Genomic DNA, 24559 nt, shown 5'->3' with positions numbered 1-24559 from the left:
CTTAAATATCTTTTCTTAAACCTTAAAAATACACTAATTTTAAAGCTTAACTTAATCCTACATACACAATGAATACAAATTTACGTCATGTTTTAGGTTTAGTATTATTTTTCTTGGCTTTTTCAGTTTCAGGACAAGATAACTATTGGACCAAAACATCTAAAAAAGCTCTAAGTAATTTAGAGAAAACCAAAAGATCATCGAACCCTACATCTTATCATTTATTTCACTTAGATCTAAATGCATTTAAGAATATTGTGGAGCAAGCTCCAAAAAAAGGTACCTTCACAGGACAATCTCCTGTCGTAGTTGAGTTTCCTATGGAAACAGGTAAGCTAGAAAAATTTAGAGTAACTTCTTCTTCAATCATGGAAGATGAATTACAAGCTAAATTTCCAAATATAAAAACATATAAGGCTGTTGGAATTGATGATCCAACTGCAACGATGAGGTTTAGCGTTACTCAATTTGGCTTACACACTATGAGCCTTTCTGGAGTTAGAAGTGCAACTTACATAGATCCCTATACCACCAATACAGAAAACTATATAATATATAATAGAAAAGATTTAACAAAAGGGTCATCAAGTTTCGAATGTTTAACAGAGCAAGGAATAGATTTACCCTCTTTAAATGGATCTTCAAGTCGCGTCTTAAATGTAGATGACAGTGTTCATAGAACTTATAGACTAGCTCAATCTTGTAATGCCGAATATGGTAACATTTTCGCTAATCCAGGAACTGAAGTAGAAGATATTCAGGCACAAATGACCATTACAATTAATAGAGTAAATGAAATCTATGAAAGAGATTTAGCAATTACCTTATTGTTTGTAGCTAATAACGACGAAATTATTTACTACGGTGCAACCAATTCAGATCCTTGGGCTGGAGAGTACAACAACACTACTCAAAACGTAATCGACAATATTATTGGTGATACCAACTATGATATTGGTCATAATTTTAACACTTCGGGTGGAGGTAACGCTGGATGTATTGGTTGCGTTTGTAGTAGCGGAGAAAAAGGAAGCGGATACACAGGACGCCCTAATCCTACTGGTGACCCATTCGATATTGATTATGTAGCTCACGAAATGGGACACCAGTTTGGTGGCTACCACACCATGAACACCTGTTCTAGAAGTGGTAGTGGACAGACTGAAGTTGAGCCTGCTAGCGGTAGTTCTATAATGGGATACGCAGGAATTTGTCCAACTAACGTGCAATCTAACAGTGATGCACATTTCAATTATGTAAACATAAGAGATATTAGCGCCAATATTAAAAATGGAGTAAGTAGTTCTTGTGATGAAGAAACAATAATTTCAAATCAAGCTCCAATAGCTGATGCAGGAAATGATTATATTATCCCTAAGTCTACTGCATTCGTATTGAGAGGAAATGCAACCGACGCAGATGGTAGTGAAACTCTTACTTATAATTGGTCTCAAAATGATCCAGAACAAGCTCCAGGAAGTGGAACACCACAATCCAACTGGGCGCAGGGACCTTTATACAGATCTATAATGCCTAACAATTCTCCTAATAGATATATGCCTAATTTAGCCAGTGTAGTAAATGGTAACTTAACACCTACTTGGGAGGTTACACCTTCTGTTGCTAGAGAGATGAATTTCTCATTTTTAGTGAGAGATAATGGAAGTGGGTTTGCTGAAGGTGTTGGACAAACTGATGCAGACCTAATGAAGGTAACTGTAAACGGTACGGCTGGTCCGTTTTTAGTTACTTCTCAAAATAACGAAGGTGTTACCTGGAATGTTGGAGAAAATCAAACCATAACTTGGGATGTCGCAAATACAAATGTAGCACCAATCAACACGTCTAACGTTAATATATTAATGAGTATAGATGGTGGTGTAAATTTTGATATTACGATAGCCGAGAATTTACCAAACAATGGTTCTGCTGACATTGTAGTACCTTCTGTAGGAACAGTTTCAAATGCCAGAATTATGATTGAAGCTGTTGATAATATTTTTTATGCTGTAAATCAAGAAGTTATAACAACTCAAGAGTCAGAGTTTATTGTAACACTAGAAGAAAGTGAAATATCTATTTGTCAACCAGAAGATGCAATATACAGTTTTACCTATAATACTTTTTTAGGATTTGATGAAACAACTACATTTTCAGTAGAAGGTCTTCCAAACGAATTAACTGCTTCTTTCGATACAGCATCTGCAACAGCAGATGGAACAGATGTTACTATGACCATATCTGGAACAGAGGATGTAAGTGTAGGTAATTATCCTTTTCAAATTGTAGGTACATCTGCCACAATAGTTAAAACTTTTGATGCACAACTAGATATTTTTGGAAACAATATTATGACTCCTGTCTTGTTGAATCCTATAGACGGTGATGTTGATGTATCTAGCACACCTGTATTGACTTGGGAAACTTCAGAGAATGTAGAATTCTATACCGTACAAATTGCTACAGATTTAGAATTTACAGATATCATAGAGAATTCAGATGTATATACCGGTAATACGTATGCATTCCTATCTGCAGAAAATGAAACTACATATTACTGGAGAATATTAGCTACTAACAACTGTCTGAGCTCAGATTTCTCTGAAATTTTTAGCTTTACTACTATTTCTTGTGAAAGCTGTCCGTCTTCAGGAAATATAAATTATGATACTGGCGTAACTTTAGTAACTTTTAATACCATTAACAATAGCACACCATCAATTAAAAGTGTAGGATATAACGATTTTACTTCAATTTCTACAGAGATAGTAAAAAATCAAAGCTATGACCTTTCTGTAAATGTGAATACTGATGGTAATTATTTATCAAGAACTTTGGTGTGGATAGATTGGAATCAAAACTGTAGTTTTGATGACCCAGGTGAGGAGTACAATATGGGAACCGCCTTTGGAGTAACCAATGGCGCTACTAGTTCTTCACCCTTAAGCATCTTAGTACCTGAGACAGCTTTAACAGGAAGTACTACTATGCGTGTTTCTACAAGATATAGCCAAAATCCTACTTCTTGTGCAGATGATTTTGATGGTGAGGTTGAAGATTATACTCTTAATGTAGGAACTCTTTCTACTGATAGTAATTCTATGACTTCTACTTTTAATTTATGGCCAAACCCAAATCACGGGGAGTTTACGGTTAGCTTAAACTCTACAAGTTCCCAACCTACCAAATTAGCAGTATATGATGTTACTGGAAGGTTATTTTATAGCAAAGACTTACAAACCCAAACCAAGGTTCAAGAAAATGTAAGTCTAGCAAATGCTCAAGCTGGTGTTTACTTTGTAAATGTAAGTGATGGTAACAACTCTATTACCAAAAAAATAATAGTTCAGTAATTTGAATTTCATTTTGATAAAAAAAAGAGGAAGCAAATGCTTCCTCTTTTTTTATTTTCCGTTAAAGCTGTTCATAGTGTTAGATAAACCTGCGGTACCAAAAGATTTTATCAAGGCAACCGACTTATCTAGTCGTTCTTTCATTTGTTTATTTTCTTCTTCACTCCATTCTCCTAACACATAATCTATTTGTTTGCCTTTAGAGAATTCGTCACTAATGCCAAACCTAAAACGATTGTATTTAGTTGTATTAAGCTGCTGCTGAATATCTTTTAAACCATTGTGACCTCCATCACTACCTTTAGCTTTTAGTCTTAACGTTCCGTATGGAAGATTTAAATCGTCGGTAATGACTAATAAATTTTCTAAATCTACTTTTTCTTTTTCTAGCCAGTATCTTACTGCTTTTCCGCTAAGGTTCATATACGTACTAGGTTTTAAAAGAATAAATGTTCTCCCTTTAAATTTATAGGTTGCTTTATCTCCCAATTTCACAGTTTCAAATGTGATCTCATTTTCTTGCGCAAGATGATCTAATACTTTAAAGCCTATATTATGCCTTGTATTATGATATTTAGGTCCTATGTTACCAAGTCCTACTATTAGAAACTTTTTCATATCAGTTTCAATATTTTTAGATGTTGCTAAAATTTTTCCGAAGAAAGAAAGCATGTTTTTAAATTTTAGTAAAAATAAAAAAGCATTCCGTAAAGGAATGCTTTTCTAATAAATAAATTCTTGAATGCTGCTTATGCGTCATTAGATGCTGCTGCTGCTCCTTCGTCTTTAACTTCGGTAGCTGGCACATCTCCTGCATCAACATCATCTTCATCATCTGCATCTGCAACGATGTTTCTAGATGTTTTCACTTGGCAAATTACAGTGTTATCTGGGTGAAGAATAGTATAATCTTCGTTCTCTACAGCGGTAACATATAATTTATTTCCAATTTTAAGTGGAGAAACATCAGCAATAATATAATCTGGTAATTTGCTTGCTAAACCTTTCACTTTCATTCTACGTAAGTTAAAACGTAAAACACCACCATTTTTAACCCCTCTTGGTACACCTTCTGCGTGTACAGGAATTTCCATGCTAATTTCTTGATCTTCACCAAACTCATAAAAATCCATATGTAGGATATTATCTGTTACTGGGTGAAATTGAATATCTTGAAGAACTGCGTTGTACGACTTACCATCTTCTAATTCGATCACTACCGTGTGAACGTCTGGTGTATAAATCAAGCTATTGAATGACACTTCTGGTGCCGAAAAATGTAATGCTTGTTCCCCTCCGTATAACACGCAAGGAACCTCTCCAGCATTACGTAAGGCTTTTGTTACTTTTTTACCTACGCTTTCTCTTTTAGATCCTTTGATCGTAATTGACTTCATTTTTAAATATATAAGTGTTAATAAATAATATTTACATTAAAAACTTTGAACTAATCGATTTGTTTTCGTGTACAGCTTTCATTACATCTGCAAAAAGATGTGCACAAGAAACTACTTTTATCTTATCGCTCTTTTCCGTTAACGGAATAGAATCGGTAACAATTAATTCTTCTAGTTTTGAGTTATTGATTCTTTCATATGCATTACCAGACAATACAGGATGTGTACAAATTGCTCTTACACTTTTTGCTCCTTTTTCGATCATCACATCGGCAGCTTTAGTAAGCGTACCTGCCGTATCTACCATATCGTCTACTAGTACCACATTTTTACCAGATACATCACCAATTAATTCCATATGAGAAATTAAATTAGCTTTAGCACGTTGCTTATAACAGATTACCACATCACTTTCTAAAGCTTTAGAATAAGCGTAAGCTCTTTTTGAACCTCCCATATCTGGTGAAGCAATTGTCAAATTATCTAAAGCTAAGTTTCTTAAGTATGGTAAAAATACCGTTGAAGCAAATAAGTGATCTACTGGTTTTTCAAAAAATCCTTGAATTTGATCTGCATGTAAATCCATCGTAATAATTCGAGTGGCTCCAGCAGTTTCTAGCATCTTAGCAATCAATTTTGCTGCAATTGGCACTCTAGGTTTGTCTTTTCTATCTTGTCTCGCCCAACCAAAGTATGGCATCACTGCGGTAATGTGTCTAGCCGATGCTCTTTTAGCTGCATCTAACATCAACAACATTTCCATAAGGTGATCGCTACTAGGATTGGTAGAACCAATAATAAAAACACGTGCCCCTCTTACAGATTCTTCAAACGAAGGTTGAAACTCCCCATCACTATAGGTAGAAGTAATTACATTCCCTAAAGGAATTCCATAATGCTTGGCAATATCTTGAGCTAGGCTCATACTTTGCGTACAAGCAAAAAGTTTAGCATCGGTAACTACTTGTGACATAACGATTTGTTGTTTTAAACCTATTGTACTTTCTGACTATCAATAAGTTTGCAAATTTAAAAATAAATTTGAAGCTAAAAAGTAATATTATAATTTATTTCTTGCGTTATAATCATTTTTATTTCTAATTTTGCACTTCCAAAATTGCTCAAGTGGCGGAACTGGTAGACGCGCTGGATTCAAAATCCAGTTTCTTAGGAAGTGCGGGTTCGATTCCCGCCTTGAGTACAACAAAACCCAAAGAAAATTTTCTTTGGGTTTTTTATTTTAAAAGCGTATTTCCATTCATTTTTTTAGGTATTTTCTATTTTCAAATGTATGTTTGAAATAGCATAAATTTTTACCTATGAATGAATTTTGGATTTACTTTAAATTAGGACTTACCCACGTTTTAGACTACAACGCCTACGATCACGTATTATTTTTAACCGTTCTAGTCGCTGCCTACACTTTTTACGAATGGAAAAACGTTGTGGGCTTAGTAACAGTTTTCACTATTGGGCATACCATATCACTTATACTAGCTTCTTACGACATAGTAAATGTAAGTAGCAGCATTATTGAATTTTTAATCCCCATCACTATATTTATAACCGCACTTTATAATTTATTTACAGCGGGAAAAAACAATAATTCCAGAATCAGTATTTTATACGCTACTACCCTATTTTTTGGAATCATCCATGGGTTAGGTTTCTCTTCTTTCTTTCTAAGCACAACGGGCAGTAAAGGAGTCGAAATATTAAGACTCTTAGAATTCGCATTAGGGATTGAAGCAGCTCAACTTATTGTAGTACTAGTAGTTCTTATACTATCTTTTATCTTTCAGTCTATTTTTAAATTTTCTAAAAGAGATTGGACTTTGGTTATTTCATCTATAGTTATAGGTTTAGTAATTCCTATGTTAATTGCAAATTGGATTTTATAACAGCTGAATTCATAAAACCTTACAAAACTCGCTCTAAGTTTTAATCATGAAAGATAAAAAACAACTTAAATTTGATAAAGCCTACCTACGTATTGCCAAAGAGTGGGGAAAACTATCTCACTGCAATCGAAAGCAAGTAGGCGCACTTATTGTAAAAGACCGTATGATAATTTCAGATGGTTATAATGGCACACCTACCGGCTTTGAAAATCCTTGCGAAGACGACGAAGGCTACACCAAATGGTATGTTTTACACGCCGAAGCAAATGCTATTTTAAAAGTCGCTGGTTCAACTCAATCTTGTAAAGATGCCACATTATACATTACTATGAGTCCTTGTAAAGAATGTAGCAAGCTTATACACCAGTCTGGCATCAAACGTGTAGTGTACCATATAGATTATAAAGACAATTCTGGCTTATCTTTTCTAGAAAAAGCAGGAGTTATTATTGATCATATAACCGACTTAAACGAATAATTATTGAAAACATACGCTCAAAAATATTTGCCACTTATTATAGGAGCGGCTTTAGCTGTAGGAGTTTTACTTGGCGGATTTTTTAATTTTGGCGGAGACACTAAAAACACGTTCACCTCTAACGCAAAAAAAGCTAAACTTAACAAACTTATAGATTACATAGACTACGAATATGTAGACAGTGTAAATACTGACAGTATTGTAGATGTAACCGTTAACTCAATCCTTACCAATTTAGACCCTCACTCTACCTATATTCCTAAAAGCGATTACGAAGGAGTAGCCCAAAATATGAAAGGCGACTTTGTAGGTATTGGTATCAATTTTTATAAAATAGACGACACTATAACTGTTATTCGCCCGTTAACCGGAAGCCCCAGTGAAAAAGCAGGAATAGAAGCAGGCGATAGAATATTATATGCTAACAATATTCCCTTGTTTAACCAGCAAGTAGATAATGATTCTTTAACCAGTATTTTAAAAGGAAAGGTAAACACGTCAGTAAACTTAAAAGTATTTCGCAAAGGCAAAGAAAACCTTTTAGAGTTTAAAGTAAAAAGAGATCACATCCCCATACAAAGTGTAGATGCAACCTATATGTTAAGCAATACTTTAGGCTACATTAAAGTAAACCGTTTTGCTGAGACTACGTATGATGAATTTAACGCTTCCGCGGAAGCGTTATTAAAAGAAGGCGCCAAAAATCTTGTCTTAGACCTAAGAGATAACGGCGGAGGATACGTTGAACAAGCCATACAAATTGCCGATGAATTTCTAAAAGAAGACCAACTTATTTTGTTTACTAAAAATAAAAATAACTCGGTTAAAGAAACTTTTTCTACCAACGGTGGCAAATTTGAAAACAGTAAAGTATATGTGCTTATCAATGAAAATACAGCTTCAGCAAGTGAAGTTATTGCCGGAGCGTTACAAGACAATGACGTAGGAACTATTATTGGGAGACGTTCTTTTGGAAAAGGCTTAGTACAAAGAGAAATGGACTTAGGGGATGGTAGCGCCGTGAGACTTACTGTGGCCAGGTATTACACACCTACAGGAAGATCTATTCAAAGACCATACACCAACGGAAATGACGCCTACTTCAAAGATTATGAAAATAGGTATAAAAACGGAGAGCTAGAAAATAGAGACAGCATACATGTAAACGACTCTTTAAAATTTAAAACCCCTAAAGGAAAAATTGTTTATGGCGGAGGCGGAATTATACCCGATATTTTTATTCCTAAAGACACTAACTACAATTCCGAAAGCCTTAAATATATGCTTAGAAGCGGAGTAATGGATCGTTTTATCTTTTCGGAATTAGAAAAAGATAGACTTTACTATAAGTCACTGAGCTTAAATGAGTTTTCCAACTCTTTTAAAATTACCGACGAATTAGTAGAAAATTTCATCGATTACTTAAGACAGTTTAGTTTTGATTACCAAACAGGAAAATACAAGCCTTTATTAAAACGCTACCTTAAAGCCACCATCGCTCAACAATTGTTTGGCTCTAACGCCATGGAAAAAATTGTGAATCAAGAAGATGTAATGATCCAAAAAGTAATCGAAGTTGCTAAAGAAAATTAAAGTCTAATTTTCGTATTTTTCTTTGATTGCTCTAGACATTAATAAGATAAGCATAAGCACAATTACACACAAACAAGCTAAAATTCCTGCTAAAGCTATACTGCTATCTTTCGCCATAAGATCATTAAAATCTAATAATGTAGCATTATAACCTAATAAAATACTGGCCGATATAATTAAAAAGTAAATAAAATATTTCATTTCTAAGAAAATAGATTTTGAATGTTGGTCGCAAAAAGTTTTACTGCGATGGCTAACAAAATTACACCAAATATTTTACGTATAACGTTAATTCCTTGAGAACCTAAAACCTTTTCAATTTTTCCAGAAGATTTAAGCACCAAGTACACAAAAACTACATTTATAACAATCGCACATATAATATTTACAGTTTCATACTCCGAACGTAATGACAACAAAGTAGTCATGGTTCCCGCACCCGCAATAAGAGGAAAAGCCAACGGCACTATAGACGCCGTCTCTGGCGCATCATCTTTATATAATTGAATTCCTAAAATCATTTCTAATGCTAAAAAGAAGAGAATAAAAGCACCTGCAACCGCAAAAGAATTAACGTCTATACCAATAAGACTTAAGATCTCTTCTCCCACAAAAAGAAACATCACCATTAAAATAGCAGCGACAATAGAGGCCTTTTCACTTTCTATATGCCCTACTTTTTTTCGTAGATCTACGATAATAGGTATGCTTCCAATAATATCAATAACTGCAAATAAGATTAAGCTCGCTGTAATTATTTCTTTGAAGTCAAAATTCATAACTTAGAATATTCAGATTTTTTAAAGGGGGCAAAATTATTCCAAAAACCTTAGTATACAAGTATTTAAAAGTGAATTTTTTCTTAAAAGTTAAATCCCATATTTCTCCTTAATTCTTGTAAAATAAATTTAAATTTGCCCTATGTTTCAAATAGGAAAAACCATCGTTTCAGAAGATATCCTAACTAAGGATTTTGTTTGTAATCTAAATGCTTGCAAAGGAGCTTGCTGTGTAGCAGGAGAAGCAGGAGCCCCTGTAGAACCTGAAGAAGTAGAACTTTTAAAAGACGTTTATTCAAAAGTTAAGCCTTTTCTTAGAAAGGAAGGAATAGAATCTATTGAAGAGCAAGGCACTTACATTACAAATGATTTTGGCGAACTAGAAACACCTCTTGTAAATGGTGCAGAATGTGCTTACGTTACTTTTGATGACCGCGGAACTGCCCTTTGCGGAATTGAAGCTGCATACCGAGCAGGTGAAATTTCTTGGAAAAAGCCAATCTCTTGCGAACTTTACCCCGTAAGAGTTCAGAAATACTCCGAGTTTTCTGCTGTAAATTATCATCGTTGGCCAATTTGTGATGACGCCTGTTCTTTAGGTAAAGAATTACAAACTCCTATTTACAAATTCGTAAAAGAAGCGCTTATCAAAAAGTTTGGCGAAGATTGGTATGAAGAAGTAGAGAAAACAGCTTTACAATTGTAAACTCATAAAAATGAACTTTAAGCGTTATTTTTTCTAATTCTATTTTTTAGAAACTACAAACAAATCTCTTAATTATTCTATTCCATTTTACCTAAACCCCTTTAAAATAAAGAGATTCATTTTTCTAATAATATCGAAGAAAATCTTTTTTCAGTTAAACAAATAAATTTTTATATTTTTTTGATTATCAACACATTATTTAACAAATCACGCTAATCTTCTTAGACTCTTTGAGTTGCAACGATGTTTAAAACTTGTTGAAAACCTAAGCTCTTTTTTTGATGTAAAAGCCATGAATATTTTAGATATTTGCAGACTATAATTTTCAGTAAATAAATTGAACCGACGACGAAAATAAATTTCAATTTTACAAGAAAGCTTGGTAAGATTTTATTTTTAAATGTTAATCATTCCAGAGGTTTATAAGCTGAATTTTATTTGACAAAAAACAATAAATAGTAACCAAATTAAAGATTTTGGGTTGAAGTTTTTAAAAACTAAACCTCTTAAAAGGATAAAAAAATTGCATTTTAAATTAATAAAATCTTATGTCACCAAGTGAAAACACTATGTTTTTAAAAGCTGCAAACTAACTTAACACCAAACACTTAAAGCCTGTTCATAACATGTTAAGAACAAAAAAGCACTCACTTAAAATCATTTAAATTAATTTATCATCTTTACATATATCGTTTTTATCCCCATTAATTCTTGTTTATTTTTAAGTTTAAATTATGACCATTACCCATATTACCAAAAGAGATTTTAGCCACAAGACATTTGAACTTAGTAAAATTACTCTAGCCATATATAAATCTATGAAGGCAGTTGGCGTTGGAGAAATTGAAGACGCGCAACTTATTGCGAATCATGTACATGAAACACTATTAGAGCGTAAAAAGCAAGATACAGACTACACTCCCATGGTAGAGGAAGTTCAGGATATTGTTGAAGAACAATTAATGAGAAGCGAGTTTCCTAATGTTGCAAAAGCTTATATTCTTTACAGAAATAAACAAGCTCAAGGTAGAAAAACCAATGTTTTTGAAAAACGAATTAACCTTAAACCTTATGAATATCCACAGCTTAACGATTATGTGGCTGCGATAAGACATTCTTACTGGATCCATACAGAGTTTAACTTCACCAGTGACATTCAAGATTTTAAATCCAACTTGAATGAAGCTGAAAAAAATGCTATCAAAAATACCATGCTAGCTATTTCTCAAATAGAAGTAGCCGTAAAAACATTTTGGGGAGATATTCACCACAGAATGCCCAAACCCGAAATTGGTTCGGTAGGTTCAACTTTTGCAGAGAGTGAAGTAAGGCACCACGACGCTTATTCTCACTTACTAGAAATATTAGGACTCAATAAAGAGTTTGAAGAATTAAAGAGAAAGCCCGTGATTATGAAAAGGGTTCAATATTTAGAAACCGCTCTTAAAAATTCTAAAAGTGAAAACAACCGAGAATATTCAGAATCTGTTTTGTTATTCTCTTTGTTCATTGAACACGTATCTCTATTCTCTCAGTTCTTAATTATCATGGCCTTTAACAAGCATAAAAATATGCTAAAAGGTATTTCTAATGTAGTAGAGGCTACTTCTAAAGAAGAGCAAATTCACGGAGATTTTGGTATTGATATTATTAATATTATCAAAGACGAACACCCAGAGTGGTTTGATGATAATTATAACTACATGATTCAGCAAATGTGTGAAGAAGCATTTTTAGCCGAAAGCAAAATTATTGACTGGATTTTTGAAGAAGGAGAATTAGACTTTTTACCAAAAGATGTAATAAATGAATTTATTAAAAACCGTTTCAATAAATCTTTAGAGAGTATTGGTATTGATAAAGTATTTAGCATCGACGAAAAATTATTAGCACAAACCGAATGGTTTGATGATGAGATTATAGGAACGAAACACGGAGACTTTTTCGTGAAACGATCTATCAATTATAGTAAGAGAACACAAAGTATAACCAGCGACGATTTATTTTAACCTATGGAGAACAACACATTACAGCAAAAAGAGCTACAAAAAGATAGCACTCAGCAACTTGTTAACGCAAGAAAAGAAGCTTTACACAACACCGCTAATCAAGAAGGTGATTTTGAATGGTTAAATGATTTTAGTCAGAAATTCTTATTATCTGGTTATCTTACTGAAGGGGTTACTCCTAAAGGACGAATTAGAGAAATTGCAGAAAGAGCCGAACAAATTTTGGATATTCCTGGTTATGCCGATAAGTTTTATCACTATATGTCGCAAGGTTTCTTTTCATTAGCTTCTCCAGTTTGGTCAAATTTTGGAAAAGAAAGAGGTTTGCCAATTAGTTGTTTTGGATCTCACGTAGATGATGATATGGGTAATATTTTATACACCCAATCTGAAGTAGGAATGATGTCTAAACTTGGTGGAGGTACTTCTGGATACTTTGGTAAAATTCGTCACCGTGGAGCTGCTGTAAAAAATAATGGACAGGCGTCTGGTGCTGTTCACATTATGCAATTGTTCGAATCTATGGTCGATGTGGTAAGTCAAGGTTCTGTACGTAGAGGTCGCTTCTCTCCATATTTACCAATTGAGCATCCAGATGTAAAAGAGTTTTTAGAAATAGGTACCGAAGGTAATCCTATTCAAGGTCTTACTCACGGGGTTACTGTGACAAGCAAATGGATGGATGAGATGATAGCAGGCGATGAAGAAAAACGTTCTCTTTGGGCTAAAGTATTGCAAAGTAGAGGAGAAATGGGTTATCCATATATTTTCTTTACGGATAATGCTAATGAAGGAAAACCAGAAGTTTACAAAGACAAAGATTTACCAATCTATGCTAGTAATCTTTGTACAGAAATTATGTTGCCTTCTAATGATGAGTGGTCTTTTGTTTGTGTACTTTCTAGCGTAAACGCTTTACATTATGACAAATGGAAAGATACAGATGCTGTCGAAACCATGATCTATTTCTTAGATGCTGTGATTACTGAATTTGTAGAAAAGTTAGAAGTTTACCGTGATTCCGACAAGAAAGAAGACCAACAAACCTTTATGTTCATGGAGCGTGCATATAATTTTGCAAAAGAAAATCGCGCTTTAGGATTAGGGGTTTTAGGATGGCATTCTTTATTACAATCTAAAATGGTTTCTTTTGAAAGTCAAGAAGCTTTTAATCTTAACCGTGAAATATTTAAAACTATAAAAGAGAAATCTTACAAAGCTTCAGAAGAATTGGCTGAAAGATTTGGAGAGCCAAAAGTTTTAAAAGGCTATGGCAGAAGAAATACAACCTTAAACGCTATTGCCCCAACGACTTCTTCAGCATTTATTCTAGGTCAAGTTTCTCAAGGAATTGAGCCAATATGGTCTAATATTTATGTGAAAGATATTGCTAAAATAAAAACCACCATTAAGAACCCGTTTTTAGAAGCTTTATTAGAAGAGAAAGGAGAAAATACATTAGAAGTGTGGAGAAGTGTTAGAGATATGGATGGTTCTGTACAACACTTAGATTTTTTATCTGAAAATGAAAAAGAAGTATTTAAAACCTACTCAGAGATTGATCAGTTAAACATTATTTATCAAGCAGCAGGAAGGCAGGATTTTATAGATCAAGGACAGTCCTTAAATATTATTGTGCATCCAGAAATGCCTGTAAAAGAGATTAACAACATTCACGTTACTGCGTGGAAGTTAGGCTTAAAGTCTTTATACTATCAACACAGTATGAATGCCGCTCAAAAATTTAAACAAAAGAAAGAATGTGCGAGCTGTGAAGCTTAATCAAACTTAAAAAAAGAAAAGGTCGGTTGAGAAACTGGCCTTTTCTTTTTTTATAATTAAAATTAAATAGACTACTGAGTTTGTTATTTTTGCAAGGCAACTAAACAAAATATTTTATGAACTGGGAACAATTACTTTCTTTAAAAAGATTTGGAGATACTCAAAAGCGATTACGCATAGATCAAGATGATACGCGTCTGGGTTTTGAAGTAGATTATGACAGAATTATCTTCTCTTCTGCCTTTAGAAGCTTACAAGATAAAACTCAAGTCATCCCCCTATCAAAAACAGATTTTGTTCACACAAGGTTAACCCATAGTTTAGAAGTATCGGTAGTAGGAAGGTCTTTAGGAAGAAAAGCAGGTAAGAAAATTATAGAAAAGCATCCGCATCTTGCTGCAACCCACGGCTATCACTTTAATGATTTTGGCACTATTGTCGCTGCTGCCGCATTAGCTCACGATATAGGAAATCCTCCATTTGGACATTCTGGTGAAAAAGCAATAGGAGAATATTTCCTTAACGGAAAGGGACTTCGTTTTAAAGAACAACTCACAGATAAAGAATACCATGATTTAACACATTTTGAAGGTAATGCCAATGGTTTTAAGCTACTCACCGAAACTAAAAATGGTAACAAAAACGGATTAAGATTATCATACGCCACTTTGGGGGCTTTTATGAAATACCCAAAAGAGTCGTTACCCCACAAGCCCACAAAGGCTATAAACGATAAAAAATTTGGTTATTTTCAGTCAGAAAAAGAGATTTTTAAAGACATAGCAAAAGAATTGGGCTTAATTAAAACAGGAATTGAGACCGACATTCACTACAAGCGCCATCCCCTAAGTTTTCTAGTTGAAGCTGCCGATGATATTTGTTATACAATTATAGACTTTGAAGATGGAATTAATCTTGGGTTAATAGAAGAGGAAAAAGCACTAGAATTATTAATTAAATTAGTGGAAAATAATATAAAACCCGAAAACTATTCTCAACTTACTACCACACAAAGCCGTCTAAGCTATTTAAGATCATTAGCTATTAATACTCTAATTGAAGAAGCCTCGAATATATTTATTGAGAATGAAGAAAAAATTCTAAATGGTGAATTTCACTCATCACTTTTAGATCAATCAAAATATACCGCACAAATAGAAGATATTATTAGTATCTCAATAAAAAACATTTATCAAAGTCAAGAAGTAACAGAGAAAGAAATTACAGGTTATCAAATTATAAATACCTTATTAGATAAATTTTGTACTAGTATTGAAAGAGAGTCAAACCAAACTGCTACCAATTACGATACATTAATAAGTAATACGTATTTAAAAAACTCATATGCTAATCAAAACACCCACCATTGGCTAATTGATATTTGTAGTTATGTAGCTTCATTAAGCGACGGAAATGCACTAAGGATTTATCAAAAAATTAATGGATTTTACATCTAATACACTGAACTTAAATAGTAAAAAAGATATTTTAACAGTTGTTGAACAATATAAAAGGATTAAATTCTATATTTTTACATTTATTTAACACTTTAAATACTCCAAATTAATGATAAGAAATTTCTACCCGATAATGTTTTTAATAGCATTATTTACAGGTAATTCTGTTCAAGCACAAGATGAATACTTGCCTATAATAAAAAAATATTTATCAGAAAACCTGAATGGATTTTCTGCATCAGATGTCTCTGAATTAGAGATTACTAATTCCTATTATTCTAAGAACACAGAAACTCAGCACGTTTATGTAAATCAAAACCATAATGATGTTAAGATCTTTAATGCCCAAGGAAACTTTGCCATTAAAAATAATAAAGTGGTTTATTTTTCAAATAGTTTTCAAAATAAAATAAATACTAAAACTAACAATTCTTCCCCTAGTTTAGACCCTATCACTGCTGTACAAAAATTAGCTTCAAAATTGAATTTAAGTCCTTCTAATTTTGAAATTATTAATTCAAATGGTAAAGAATTTTTGTTATCCAATGGTGGTATCTCCCAAAAAGAGATTCCAGTTAAGTTAATGTACCAAACTGTAGGAGAATCTATTAAATTGGCTTGGAATATTAATATTAATACGCTAGATGACAAACACTGGTGGGATATTTCTATAGATGCGAGCAATGGAGAGATTTTATTTAAAAATGACTGGGTATTATCTTGTAATTTTGATAACAAAGAGCACACCCACACTAAATTTGAAAAATTAGATCACCCTATTCAAAATTCAAATAACCAATTTGGATTTTTTAATATCACCACTTTAGTTGATAATTCTGACTATAATGTTTTTCCTATTCCAATTGAATCACCTATAGATGGAGTTAGACAAATTGTTAAACAACCTGCAAATTTAAATGCATCTCCAAATGGTTGGCACGATAATAATGGATCACCTGGAGTTGAATTTACTATAACAAGAGGTAATAACGTATTTGCCTTTGAAAATAGAGGTGATGGTCCTGGTTCATTTCCCGATGGTGGCGATTTATTGAATTTCGACTTTCCTCTTAATTTAAATCAAGATCCAGAAGGTTATATTGACGCTTCCGTTACTAATTTATTTTATCTAAACAATATGATGCATGATGTTTGGTATGAATACGGATTTAATGAAGCAAGTGGTAATTTTCAGAATAGAAATTATTCTAGCGAAGGAAACGAATTCGACTTTGTTTTAGCAAGAGCCCAGGATGATGCAGATGCTGGTCCAGGGAATAATGCTACCTTTTCAACACCTCCAGATGGTCAAAATCCTACCATGAGAATGTTTACTTGGCAGACTAGTGCTGGATTTGAAAAAGACGGTTCTTTAGATTCTGGAATTGTTGCTCACGAATATGGGCATGGTATTTCAAATAGATTGACAGGTGGTCCAGCGAATGCTAGCTGTTTATATGCTTGTCAGGTTTTTGGCAATGATGGTGATTGCGACCAATATACAGAACAGATGGGAGAAGGATGGAGTGACTTTTTTGCTCTTATCATGACTTTAAAACCTGGTGACACGGCAGATGATCCAAAAACTATCGCAAATTATGCACTGAGCCAAAATCAAAATGGATCAGGATTGAGACCTGCACCATATTCAAGAGATACTTCAATTAACCCTGCAACTTATGGAACTACAAATAATGGTAATATCTCTGCTCCACACGGTGTTGGTTTTGTATGGGCTACTATGTTATGGGACATTACTTGGGATTTAATAGATGAATATGGTTATGATAACGATCTATTAAATGGCACAGGAGGAAATAATATCGCCATGCAATTAGTGATGGATGGTTTAAAATTACAAACTTGCAATCCTGGTTTTGTTGACGGAAGAGATGCCATTTTACAAGCGGATATACTGAATAATGGTGGCGCAAATCAGTGCTTAATTTGGCAAGCATTTGCAGATAGAGGCTTAGGTTATAGTGCAGATCAAGGAAGTTCTTTAGATCGATTTGATCAAATACAAGCTTTTGATATGCCTCCATTAAATGTCTTAGATTGTTCTTTAAATGCTAATTCTTTTTTAAATGAAAAAGAATTTAGTATATACCCTAATCCTGCTTCAGGATATGTGAATATAAAAGCTAGCTCGGTTCAAAATGATGTTACGGTAGCAATTTATGACCTTAACGGAAGAATGGTTGTTAATCAATTTCTTCAAAACACTCATAACGCACAGATTAATATTAATAGTTTAGCGATTGGTGTGTATGTAGTAAAAATAAATTCGAATGGCAATTCTCAAACTGAAAAATTAATTATTCAGTAAGTAAAATAAATACTGTTTTCATAAAAAAGAGCCTCTTGAAAATTCAAGAGGCTCTTTTAATTTTATACACATCTAATGCTGTATATCATAATTTTTAAGACCTTCAAAAAATTTAAAAAGGTAATATATCAAACAGAGATAAAAGTCACTAAAAATAAGCTTTATTAAGACCAGGCTTAAGGGTTAATTCAGCTAATGTAACAATGAATGCTATTGTTAGTAATTAAACGAGTAATAGTAAAGATTCATCTAAAGATATATCTACCTTAAAAGATATTAAATATAATACAAAATCTATACGCTACTAATCGGCTAAATTATATGACCTCTTTACATCTTATAAATCCATAAAGCAGGATCCAACGAAATGGTATCCTTGAAAAGAGAAAGATAAAGTGTTGGACGTCTTGTAGAAGTTGCATTCCCAACCAATCCTAAAATTTGCCCTGTAGTGATTGGGTCCCCTGTTTGAACTTGAAGAGATTCAAGGTTGTTATAAACAGAGATATAATTTCCATGCCTTACCATTACCGCTTTATTAGCGCCTTTAATAGCCAAGATTTTCATTACCTCTCCTTTAAAAATAGCTTTTATAGGTTCATTAGCATTCGTTTCTATTCTAACTCCATTACTTTTTACTTTAACTGAAGGAACAGTTTTATGTGCGTGTACACCAAAACGCATAGAGATTACTCCAGATTTTACTGGCCAAGGCAATTTTCCTTTATTAGAAGTGAAATCGGCTGCTAAAGCTTTTGCTTCTGGTGTAAGTGCAAAAGTTTTTGATGGGGTACTGCCTTTCTTTTTATTTTCAGCAGCAATAGCTTCCCGAATCAATTTCTCTATTTGGTCATCAATTCTAGAAACTTCTTTTTGTCTTTCTTTCAATTGGTTTTCAAATGTGCCTTGTTTCTCTTGAATTGAGGCAATTAGAATTTGTTGCTGTTTTTTATCTTCTTGTAATTTCTTTTGAGTTACTCTATTTTCCGCCAAAAGCGTTTCTTTAGCTTTACGTTGCTCAATCAAATCTTCGTTTAGCTGTTGAAGAAGTTTAGTTTGAGCTTTTATTTCATCCCCTTGTTGTTTCCTATAATTTGCATACTGCTTCATATATTGCAAACGTTTATAGGCCTGTAGAAAGTTTTCTGAAGAAAAAAGAAACATAATTCTACTTTGATTAGACTTGCTTTTATATGATTTACGAATCATTTTTGCATAATCCTCTTTTAAAGCTTCTAGATCTTTTCTTAATTTAGTAATCTTGTTGAGATTTTCATTAATCTCTCTGGTAAGTAAATTTGCTTCTTGATTGGTAACTTTTATAAGGTTTTGAGTAGCGTTAATTCGTTTATCTAAATCTTCTACTTGAACTAAAACAGATTGTTTTTTCTTTTTATTATCTATCAATAAACTATTAATCTCCTTAATTTCTTCTCTAAGAGCCAAACGACGCTGCTCTAACTGCTTTCTTTCTTTACTTTGACTAAAGCCGTTCAAAAAGCTGAAACAGATTAATAATAAGCTTAAAATAAAGGTCTTTTTATTGCTAATCATTCTATGGTAATTTCTTTGTAACCAGATGGGATACTAAAAGGAAAACTTACGGGCTCATCTAGATCTATATCTCGATAATCCACTTCTATTTGAGTACTTTTTTCCTCCTGAGTAACGATAATTTTTATCTTTTTTGGAAACCATTGTTTTTCTATTTCCTCATAATCTTCATAAGTAATAAAAACCGATTCATTTTTAGCGACTCTTTCAATACGTTGCCCTTTTAATCTAAAATTAGAAGATTGTATAGCAAACATAGTTTTGAGTAATGAAGATTCGTTAGATTTTAAAATATAGTCCGTTTCCGTAAAGCTTAAAGACAATTCATTTTTTTCTAATGGATAAATGGCTTGTCCTAATAATAGATTTTGTACTTTATTAAAATCCAATTCCATCCCCAACCAATCACTCAATAAACTAAAATCTCCATCAAAATAAGTTCCTTCAATTTTTTCGTAATACTGCACTTGATTTGGAGTAATGTATACTTTTGCCAACGGAATAATACCAGCGAGTTTAGCACTCATCCAAATAGCTTTGTCTTTTTCCATTCTTACGCTTATAGAGATAGACTGGTCTTCATCTTCCGTTTTATAAGAACCTTTTATTCGTGCTTGTAAAGTATTGAACGATGCCTCGGAATTATTGTGTGTTTTAATGATACTCTTAGTACTTACATTTTCAGAAACAGTACCTGTCACAGCTTTTTTTGTTCCGCAGGAAACAAAGAAAAAAATGGACATAAAAGCAAATATGGATTTCAATTGACTCATTAAGATTTATTATTTTTTAAGGCTTCTATTTTCTGTTGATATTTTTTTATCATCTCTACATCACTTAAAACTTTATAACTCTCAAACATTTCTTGGTAAAAATAAAGTTCTAACTCCTTGTTTTCTATTAAATACTCTAAACCTTCTTGAAAACTGTCTATCGCTAAATTTGGTTTGCTTAAATTTCTTAGCGCAACTCCTTTATAGTAGTAGAAGAAAGGTTGAGTTGGGTAAACATTTAGAGCTTCATTAGAACGTTTAAGTGCCGTTTCGAATTTTTGGTTTTTCACCTCTAAATGTATCACTTTCTTTAATAGTTCAAAATTATTAGGATCGTTTTTTAAACGGTTTAAATAATGTTCATAAGCTTTATTATTGTTATTTTTTGCTAAATATTGCCCCACAAGCTCATCTGACTCTTCACTTGAATCCATTTGATTCTCTAAGGTAGAAATTAGCTCATCTTCATATTGTGGCTTTTCTTTTACTAACTGAATAAATGCTTGTATAACCGACTTTTTTATAACCTCATTATTCGTATTCTCTAAAACGATCTTCATAGAAGCAATCGCTTTCTCATCCTCATAATTGACTAAGTGCTTTTTAAATAAAATAAAATGTGCGGCACTAGAATTAGGTTTTCTTTGCTGAAGCTCTTCTACAACTTTGTAGGCCTTATCCATATTATTTTGAGTCGCATAAAAATGCATAAGCTCTAAATAATTATCTTCCATATTAGGAAACTTCTCAATTTCCTTTTTTAGATAGGCTTCCCGTAACTTGGGATCATTAGATTCAGAAAAAATCTTATTCCGTAAAGCTTCTCGGTAATCACTATAACCTTCACTTTCATCTATTTTTTCTAATGCATCTAAAGCTTTTTCATACTGTTTGGTAAGTCCGTAAAGGTTGGCTAAATCTTCATAATAATTTACACTATATTTTGCTAAAGACTCAGCAATTGGAATTGCCTTTTTATAATTTTGAATAAGGTAATAGACTTCATAGATTTCGCTTAAAACATCTTTATCATTAGGACGCTCTTTTAAAACTTTTTTAAAACTATCCTCTGCATTATCATAGTTTTTTAAAGCCTTATAATTTTTTCCTAATTCAAAATCTACAATTGTCTTCTTAGGAGCAATTTTCTTGCATTGCATTAAAGCGTCAATTGCTTTCTCGTAATTTTCTATTCCTTTTTGAGCTAAAGCTTCAAAAAAATGTTCTTGGAATTGATCTTCTACATTTCCTAAATTATCTTGAACAAGTGTATCTTTAAGAGGTTCTCGAACTTGCGCTATAGTACTTTTCGGAATAATTATTATCCCGAAAAGCAGTAAGAAAATATGATATGTAAAAGACTTATTTTTCAAATGTTTATTCTAAAACGGAATAATCTCCTATACTTATTTGTTTAAAATTACCATCAAATCTTGCGTGATTACCTATCATCGCCTGGTCTAATTCGGCATTTTTAATTTCACTATGAGTTTGTATTAAACTGTTTTTGATTGTCGAATTACTCACTGTACAATTTTTACCAATCGAAACATTAGGTCCTACTGTTGTGTTTTCTAACACTACATTTTCTCCAATAAAACAAGGTTCTATAATTTTTGAGTTGTTTAATTGAACAGTATCTGCAACCAATTTCTCCTTATCGGAATGAAGAAAGTTAAGCATTCTAGTATTGGTTTCTACAGTTACTTTTTTGTTCCCACAATCCATCCATTCATCTACTGTTCCCGTCTTGAAAATTTTGCCTTCTGCCATCATTTTCTTAATGCCATCATTGATTTGATATTCTCCTCCATGCATGATATTTTCTTCAAGAACTTCTTGCAACTTACCTTTTAAAACTGAAATATCTTTAAAATAGTATATTCCTATTACCGCTTGATCACTTACAAAGCTGGTTGGTTTTTCTACTAATTCTATAATTTCTTCCTTATCATTTAAGTTAACAACTCCATAAGCTTCAGGGTTCTCAACCTTTTTGGTCCAGATTACAGCATCTGCAGCTTCATCTAATTTAAAATCGGCTTTGATTAAAGTATCCGCGTAAGCGACTACAGCAGGCCCCGAAAGTGATTCCTTTGCACTCATAATCGCATGTCCTGTTCCCAAAGGTTGATCTTGGCGATAAATAGATGCTTTAGCATTTAAGCCTTTTGCTAGCTCTTTTAAACTTTCTTCTACATCTGTTCCAAAAAATGCTGGATCACCCAAAATAAAAGCAACTTCTTCAATAGGCTGATCTAATACTTTGGCTATATCTTTTACTAAACGATGAACTATAGGTTCTCCAGCCACTGGAATTAATGGTTTTGGAACTGTTAATGTATGTGGTCTTAGACGAGATCCTCTTCCCGCCATTGGTACAATTATTTTCATATCTCTATTCGCTTTTGCAGCGTATCTTTTAAATTAAATAATTTTGTTTTATTCTATTTCAGAAAATTTAAACTCCGGTACTTCCAAAACCACCTTCTCCGCGGTCGGTTTCTCCCAAAATTTCAACATTCTCCCAATTAGCTCTTTCGTGTTTTGCTATCACAAGTTGTGCAATACGTTCGCCATCATTAATGACAAAAGCTTCTTTAGAAAGGTTGACTAAAATTACACCAATTTCTCCACGATAATCAGCATCTATGGTTCCTGGTGCATTTAATACCGTAATTCCTTTTTTTGCCGCTAAGCCACTTCTTGGTCTTACTTGAGCTTCATAACCCACAGGTAACTCTATGAATAATCCCGTTTTTACAATGATTCTCTCTAACGGACCTAGTATGATTTTATCTTCTAGATGTGCTCTTAAATCCATTCCAGCAGAAGCTTCAGTTTCGTAGTGAGGTAAATCGTGACTTGATTTGTTGATGATCTTTATGGTCATAATGTATTAACGTTGTAATAATTGAGTAAGGTATTTTCTTTCTTTAAAATAGATGATTCCCAAAAATAAGAAAACTAATAAGGTTCCGATAATTAAATTGTTATCAAAAATATAAAATGAACTAAAGGCAAAGCTAATACCCAAAGCAAGATAGATTCCGATATTTTTTAAATCGTAGGGAATGTTATAGTGTTTTTTTCCGATAAGGTAAGAGATTACCACCATAGCAGTATAAGCCATCAAAGTTGCATAGGCAGCTCCCATAAAGCCTATTATTGGTAATAGAATATAATTAAGACCGATTGTTAATACCGCTCCGATGATGGAAAAGTACATCCCAAAACGGGTTTTATCGGTTAATTTATACCAGTATGCTAAGTTAAAGTAAATACCTAACATCAAATTAGCAAGAAGTACAACAGGAACAATTTCTATGGCTATCCAATAAGATGATCGTACCACAATCATTTCTTTAAACACATGTAGGTAAGCCACAATGAACACTAGCATTAAACTTCCCAACACTACAAAATATTTCATAATAAGAGCATAGGTGTTTTTTGCATTTTTTTCTTGTGCATGATTAAAGAAAAAAGGTTCTGCTCCCAGGCGAAATCCCTGAATAAATATTGTCATAAAAACAGCTATTTTATAACAAGCGGCATAAGCTCCATTAATCTCTTTCCCTAATAATTGTGGTATTAACCATTTATCAAAATTTTCATTAATTACATAAGCCAAACCTGCGACCATAATAGGCCAGCCATAATGAAGTAATTGGTTTAAAATTTTCCAATCAAATACAAGTTGAGTTTTAAAGAAATATGGGGAGAGCAAGAAAAAGGTAAATAAGCTAGCTATTAGATTAGCTATAAAAACATATGTAACCAAATCATGACTATAATCTAGAATCCCTAACGGTATATTAAACTCGGGAACTATCCATAAGAAGAAATAATTTAAAGCTACATATAAAGCAATATTCAGCACTTTTATGATAGAAAATTTAATTGGTTTTCCTGTAGCCCTTAATAGAGCAAAAGGAATCACTACCAACGTATCTAAAGCAATTACACTTATCAAAAGATTGAAATATCTCAATTTGAGGTTTACATAGTTAGCTAACTCTACATTGTAAGACCATACCAAAGCAAAAAATAAAATGGTGGTGAGTGTTAAGCTAATGAACGCTGTAGAAAAAACTTTATTTTTTTCTTTGTGCCGACTAAAGAATCGAAAAAAAGAGGTTTCCATCCCATAAGTAAGCAACACATTGAAAAATGCCGCATAGATATAAAAAGTCGTATTGTCTGAGTAGCCCGCATTTTCAAGAGAACCTGTTAAAAGTGGTAAAAGCAAAAAGTTCATCAACCGTGGTAAAACCGTTGCTAATCCGTAGATAAAAGTGTCTTGAAAAAATCGTTTTAAAGTACTCAAATGCGCTAATAATTAAGGGAATAAATGTATAGAATTAAGCGGAGCTTTTCAATAGAATTGGATAAAAAGAAAAAGCCCTGAAAAAATCAGGGCTTTTAAATTTCTATATGTTTTAGTT

General features: G+C 32.9%; 20 protein-coding genes and 1 tRNA gene. 10 read left to right on the top strand and 11 right to left on the bottom strand.

The features are described from left to right. Positions 1 to 68 precede the first annotated feature (68 nt). On the top strand, positions 69 to 3353 hold the full coding sequence (locus LX95_RS03000; protein ID WP_111539929.1) for a zinc-dependent metalloprotease: 3285 nt from the start codon (positions 69 to 71) through the stop codon (positions 3351 to 3353). A 51-nt stretch (positions 3354 to 3404) separates the two neighbouring features. On the opposite strand, the gene pth is transcribed toward LX95_RS03000, so the two are convergent. The 3 genes from pth to LX95_RS02985 all read right to left on the bottom strand — a co-directional run bounded on the left by pth (position 3405) and on the right by LX95_RS02985 (position 5723). Then, positions 3405 to 4025, bottom strand: a complete 621-nt coding sequence (gene pth / locus LX95_RS02995; protein WP_111539928.1) for an aminoacyl-tRNA hydrolase — start codon at positions 4023 to 4025, stop codon at positions 3405 to 3407. Positions 4026 to 4102: 77 nt separating this feature from the next. Further along, complete coding sequence (locus LX95_RS02990) at positions 4103 to 4750, bottom strand: 50S ribosomal protein L25/general stress protein Ctc (RefSeq protein ID WP_111539927.1); 648 nt, start codon at positions 4748 to 4750, stop codon at positions 4103 to 4105. 31 nt (positions 4751 to 4781) lie between these two features. Further along, the gene (locus tag LX95_RS02985) at positions 4782 to 5723 is read right to left on the bottom strand and encodes a ribose-phosphate pyrophosphokinase (protein ID WP_111539926.1); all 942 of its coding nucleotides are present in this window, start codon (positions 5721 to 5723) and stop codon (positions 4782 to 4784) included. Between the two features lie 146 nt (positions 5724 to 5869). Between LX95_RS02985 and LX95_RS02980 the strand changes: the two genes are divergently transcribed. From LX95_RS02980 to LX95_RS02965, 4 genes are all read left to right on the top strand, one after another. After that, positions 5870 to 5951: transfer RNA gene (locus LX95_RS02980), tRNA-Leu, on the top strand. Between the two features lie 118 nt (positions 5952 to 6069). Continuing rightward, on the top strand, positions 6070 to 6651 hold the full coding sequence (locus LX95_RS02975) for a HupE/UreJ family protein (RefSeq protein ID WP_111539925.1): 582 nt from the start codon (positions 6070 to 6072) through the stop codon (positions 6649 to 6651). A gap of 46 nt (positions 6652 to 6697) precedes the next feature. Continuing rightward, positions 6698 to 7129 (top strand): deoxycytidylate deaminase, encoded by a 432-nt coding sequence (locus LX95_RS02970; RefSeq protein WP_111539924.1) that lies wholly within the window; start codon positions 6698 to 6700, stop codon positions 7127 to 7129. A gap of 3 nt (positions 7130 to 7132) precedes the next feature. Beyond that, positions 7133 to 8722 (top strand): S41 family peptidase, encoded by a 1590-nt coding sequence (locus LX95_RS02965; RefSeq protein ID WP_111539923.1) that lies wholly within the window; start codon positions 7133 to 7135, stop codon positions 8720 to 8722. A 3-nt stretch (positions 8723 to 8725) separates the two neighbouring features. On the opposite strand, the gene LX95_RS02960 is transcribed toward LX95_RS02965, so the two are convergent. After that, positions 8726 to 8923, bottom strand: coding sequence for a hypothetical protein (locus LX95_RS02960; protein WP_111539922.1), 198 nt, complete (start codon positions 8921 to 8923; stop codon positions 8726 to 8728). Positions 8924 to 8925: 2 nt separating this feature from the next. Then, the gene (locus tag LX95_RS02955; RefSeq protein WP_111539921.1) at positions 8926 to 9501 is read right to left on the bottom strand and encodes a MarC family protein; all 576 of its coding nucleotides are present in this window, start codon (positions 9499 to 9501) and stop codon (positions 8926 to 8928) included. Between the two features lie 142 nt (positions 9502 to 9643). On the opposite strand from LX95_RS02955, the gene LX95_RS02950 reads away from it, so the two are divergent. The 5 genes from LX95_RS02950 (at position 9644) to LX95_RS02930 (ending at position 17784) form a co-directional block, all read left to right on the top strand. Then, entirely contained in the window at positions 9644 to 10207 is a 564-nt protein-coding gene (locus LX95_RS02950; protein ID WP_111539920.1) for a DUF3109 family protein, read from the top strand. Between the two features lie 734 nt (positions 10208 to 10941). After that, the gene (locus LX95_RS02945; RefSeq protein WP_111539919.1) at positions 10942 to 12216 is read left to right on the top strand and encodes a ribonucleotide-diphosphate reductase subunit beta; all 1275 of its coding nucleotides are present in this window, start codon (positions 10942 to 10944) and stop codon (positions 12214 to 12216) included. A 3-nt stretch (positions 12217 to 12219) separates the two neighbouring features. Then, positions 12220 to 13998 carry a ribonucleoside-diphosphate reductase subunit alpha gene (locus tag LX95_RS02940; protein ID WP_111539918.1) on the top strand — a complete coding sequence of 593 codons (1779 nt, stop codon included), beginning with the start codon at positions 12220 to 12222 and terminating at the stop codon, positions 13996 to 13998. 116 nt (positions 13999 to 14114) lie between these two features. Further along, complete coding sequence (locus LX95_RS02935) at positions 14115 to 15455, top strand: deoxyguanosinetriphosphate triphosphohydrolase (RefSeq protein WP_111539917.1); 1341 nt, start codon at positions 14115 to 14117, stop codon at positions 15453 to 15455. A 133-nt stretch (positions 15456 to 15588) separates the two neighbouring features. Beyond that, on the top strand, positions 15589 to 17784 hold the full coding sequence (locus LX95_RS02930) for a M36 family metallopeptidase (protein ID WP_245924712.1): 2196 nt from the start codon (positions 15589 to 15591) through the stop codon (positions 17782 to 17784). A 330-nt stretch (positions 17785 to 18114) separates the two neighbouring features. On the opposite strand, the gene LX95_RS02925 is transcribed toward LX95_RS02930, so the two are convergent. The 6 genes from LX95_RS02925 to LX95_RS02900 all read right to left on the bottom strand — a co-directional run bounded on the left by LX95_RS02925 (position 18115) and on the right by LX95_RS02900 (position 24441). Beyond that, positions 18115 to 19338, bottom strand: coding sequence for a murein hydrolase activator EnvC family protein (locus tag LX95_RS02925; protein ID WP_111539915.1), 1224 nt, complete (start codon positions 19336 to 19338; stop codon positions 18115 to 18117). Beyond that, entirely contained in the window at positions 19335 to 20111 is a 777-nt protein-coding gene (locus LX95_RS02920; RefSeq protein WP_111539914.1) for a DUF4292 domain-containing protein, read from the bottom strand. The genes LX95_RS02925 and LX95_RS02920 overlap by 4 nt, the downstream gene beginning before the upstream one ends. After that, positions 20111 to 21484, bottom strand: coding sequence for a tetratricopeptide repeat protein (locus LX95_RS02915; protein ID WP_111539913.1), 1374 nt, complete (start codon positions 21482 to 21484; stop codon positions 20111 to 20113). Before LX95_RS02915 ends, LX95_RS02920 begins: the two co-directional genes overlap by 1 nt. A 4-nt stretch (positions 21485 to 21488) precedes the next feature. After that, complete coding sequence (locus LX95_RS02910) at positions 21489 to 22505, bottom strand: sugar phosphate nucleotidyltransferase (protein ID WP_111539912.1); 1017 nt, start codon at positions 22503 to 22505, stop codon at positions 21489 to 21491. 67 nt (positions 22506 to 22572) lie between these two features. Further along, a complete protein-coding gene (gene dut, locus LX95_RS02905) occupies positions 22573 to 23004 on the bottom strand; it encodes a dUTP diphosphatase (protein WP_111539911.1) in 432 nt (143 codons plus the stop codon). 6 nt (positions 23005 to 23010) lie between these two features. Beyond that, entirely contained in the window at positions 23011 to 24441 is a 1431-nt protein-coding gene (locus LX95_RS02900; protein ID WP_111539910.1) for a lipopolysaccharide biosynthesis protein, read from the bottom strand. Between the last annotated feature and the right edge of the window lie 118 nt (positions 24442 to 24559).

Source organism: Mesonia algae (genome assembly GCF_003253545.1).
Classification (GTDB): Bacteria; Bacteroidota; Bacteroidia; order Flavobacteriales; family Flavobacteriaceae; genus Mesonia; species Mesonia algae.
Note: the sequence above shows the minus strand (reverse complement) of the source record. Positions and strands in the feature narration are given on the sequence as shown.

Coding starts and splice junctions, on each gene's coding strand:
- LX95_RS02920 (WP_111539914.1), bottom strand. CDS start 20,111: ATGAGTCAATTGAAATCCATATTTGCTTTTATGTCCATTTTTTTCTTT.
- LX95_RS02960 (WP_111539922.1), bottom strand. CDS start 8,923: ATGAAATATTTTATTTACTTTTTAATTATATCGGCCAGTATTTTATTA.
- LX95_RS02985 (WP_111539926.1), bottom strand. CDS start 5,723: ATGTCACAAGTAGTTACCGATGCTAAACTTTTTGCTTGTACGCAAAGT.
- LX95_RS02990 (WP_111539927.1), bottom strand. CDS start 4,750: ATGAAGTCAATTACGATCAAAGGATCTAAAAGAGAAAGCGTAGGTAAA.
- LX95_RS02950 (WP_111539920.1), top strand. CDS start 9,644: ATGTTTCAAATAGGAAAAACCATCGTTTCAGAAGATATCCTAACTAAG.
- LX95_RS03000 (WP_111539929.1), top strand. CDS start 69: ATGAATACAAATTTACGTCATGTTTTAGGTTTAGTATTATTTTTCTTG.
- LX95_RS02930 (WP_245924712.1), top strand. CDS start 15,589: ATGTTTTTAATAGCATTATTTACAGGTAATTCTGTTCAAGCACAAGAT.
- LX95_RS02975 (WP_111539925.1), top strand. CDS start 6,070: ATGAATGAATTTTGGATTTACTTTAAATTAGGACTTACCCACGTTTTA.
- LX95_RS02940 (WP_111539918.1), top strand. CDS start 12,220: ATGGAGAACAACACATTACAGCAAAAAGAGCTACAAAAAGATAGCACT.
- LX95_RS02925 (WP_111539915.1), bottom strand. CDS start 19,338: ATGATTAGCAATAAAAAGACCTTTATTTTAAGCTTATTATTAATCTGT.
- LX95_RS02970 (WP_111539924.1), top strand. CDS start 6,698: ATGAAAGATAAAAAACAACTTAAATTTGATAAAGCCTACCTACGTATT.
- dut (WP_111539911.1), bottom strand. CDS start 23,004: ATGACCATAAAGATCATCAACAAATCAAGTCACGATTTACCTCACTAC.
- pth (WP_111539928.1), bottom strand. CDS start 4,025: ATGCTTTCTTTCTTCGGAAAAATTTTAGCAACATCTAAAAATATTGAA.
- LX95_RS02955 (WP_111539921.1), bottom strand. CDS start 9,501: ATGAATTTTGACTTCAAAGAAATAATTACAGCGAGCTTAATCTTATTT.
- LX95_RS02910 (WP_111539912.1), bottom strand. CDS start 22,505: ATGAAAATAATTGTACCAATGGCGGGAAGAGGATCTCGTCTAAGACCA.
- LX95_RS02935 (WP_111539917.1), top strand. CDS start 14,115: ATGAACTGGGAACAATTACTTTCTTTAAAAAGATTTGGAGATACTCAA.
- LX95_RS02945 (WP_111539919.1), top strand. CDS start 10,942: ATGACCATTACCCATATTACCAAAAGAGATTTTAGCCACAAGACATTT.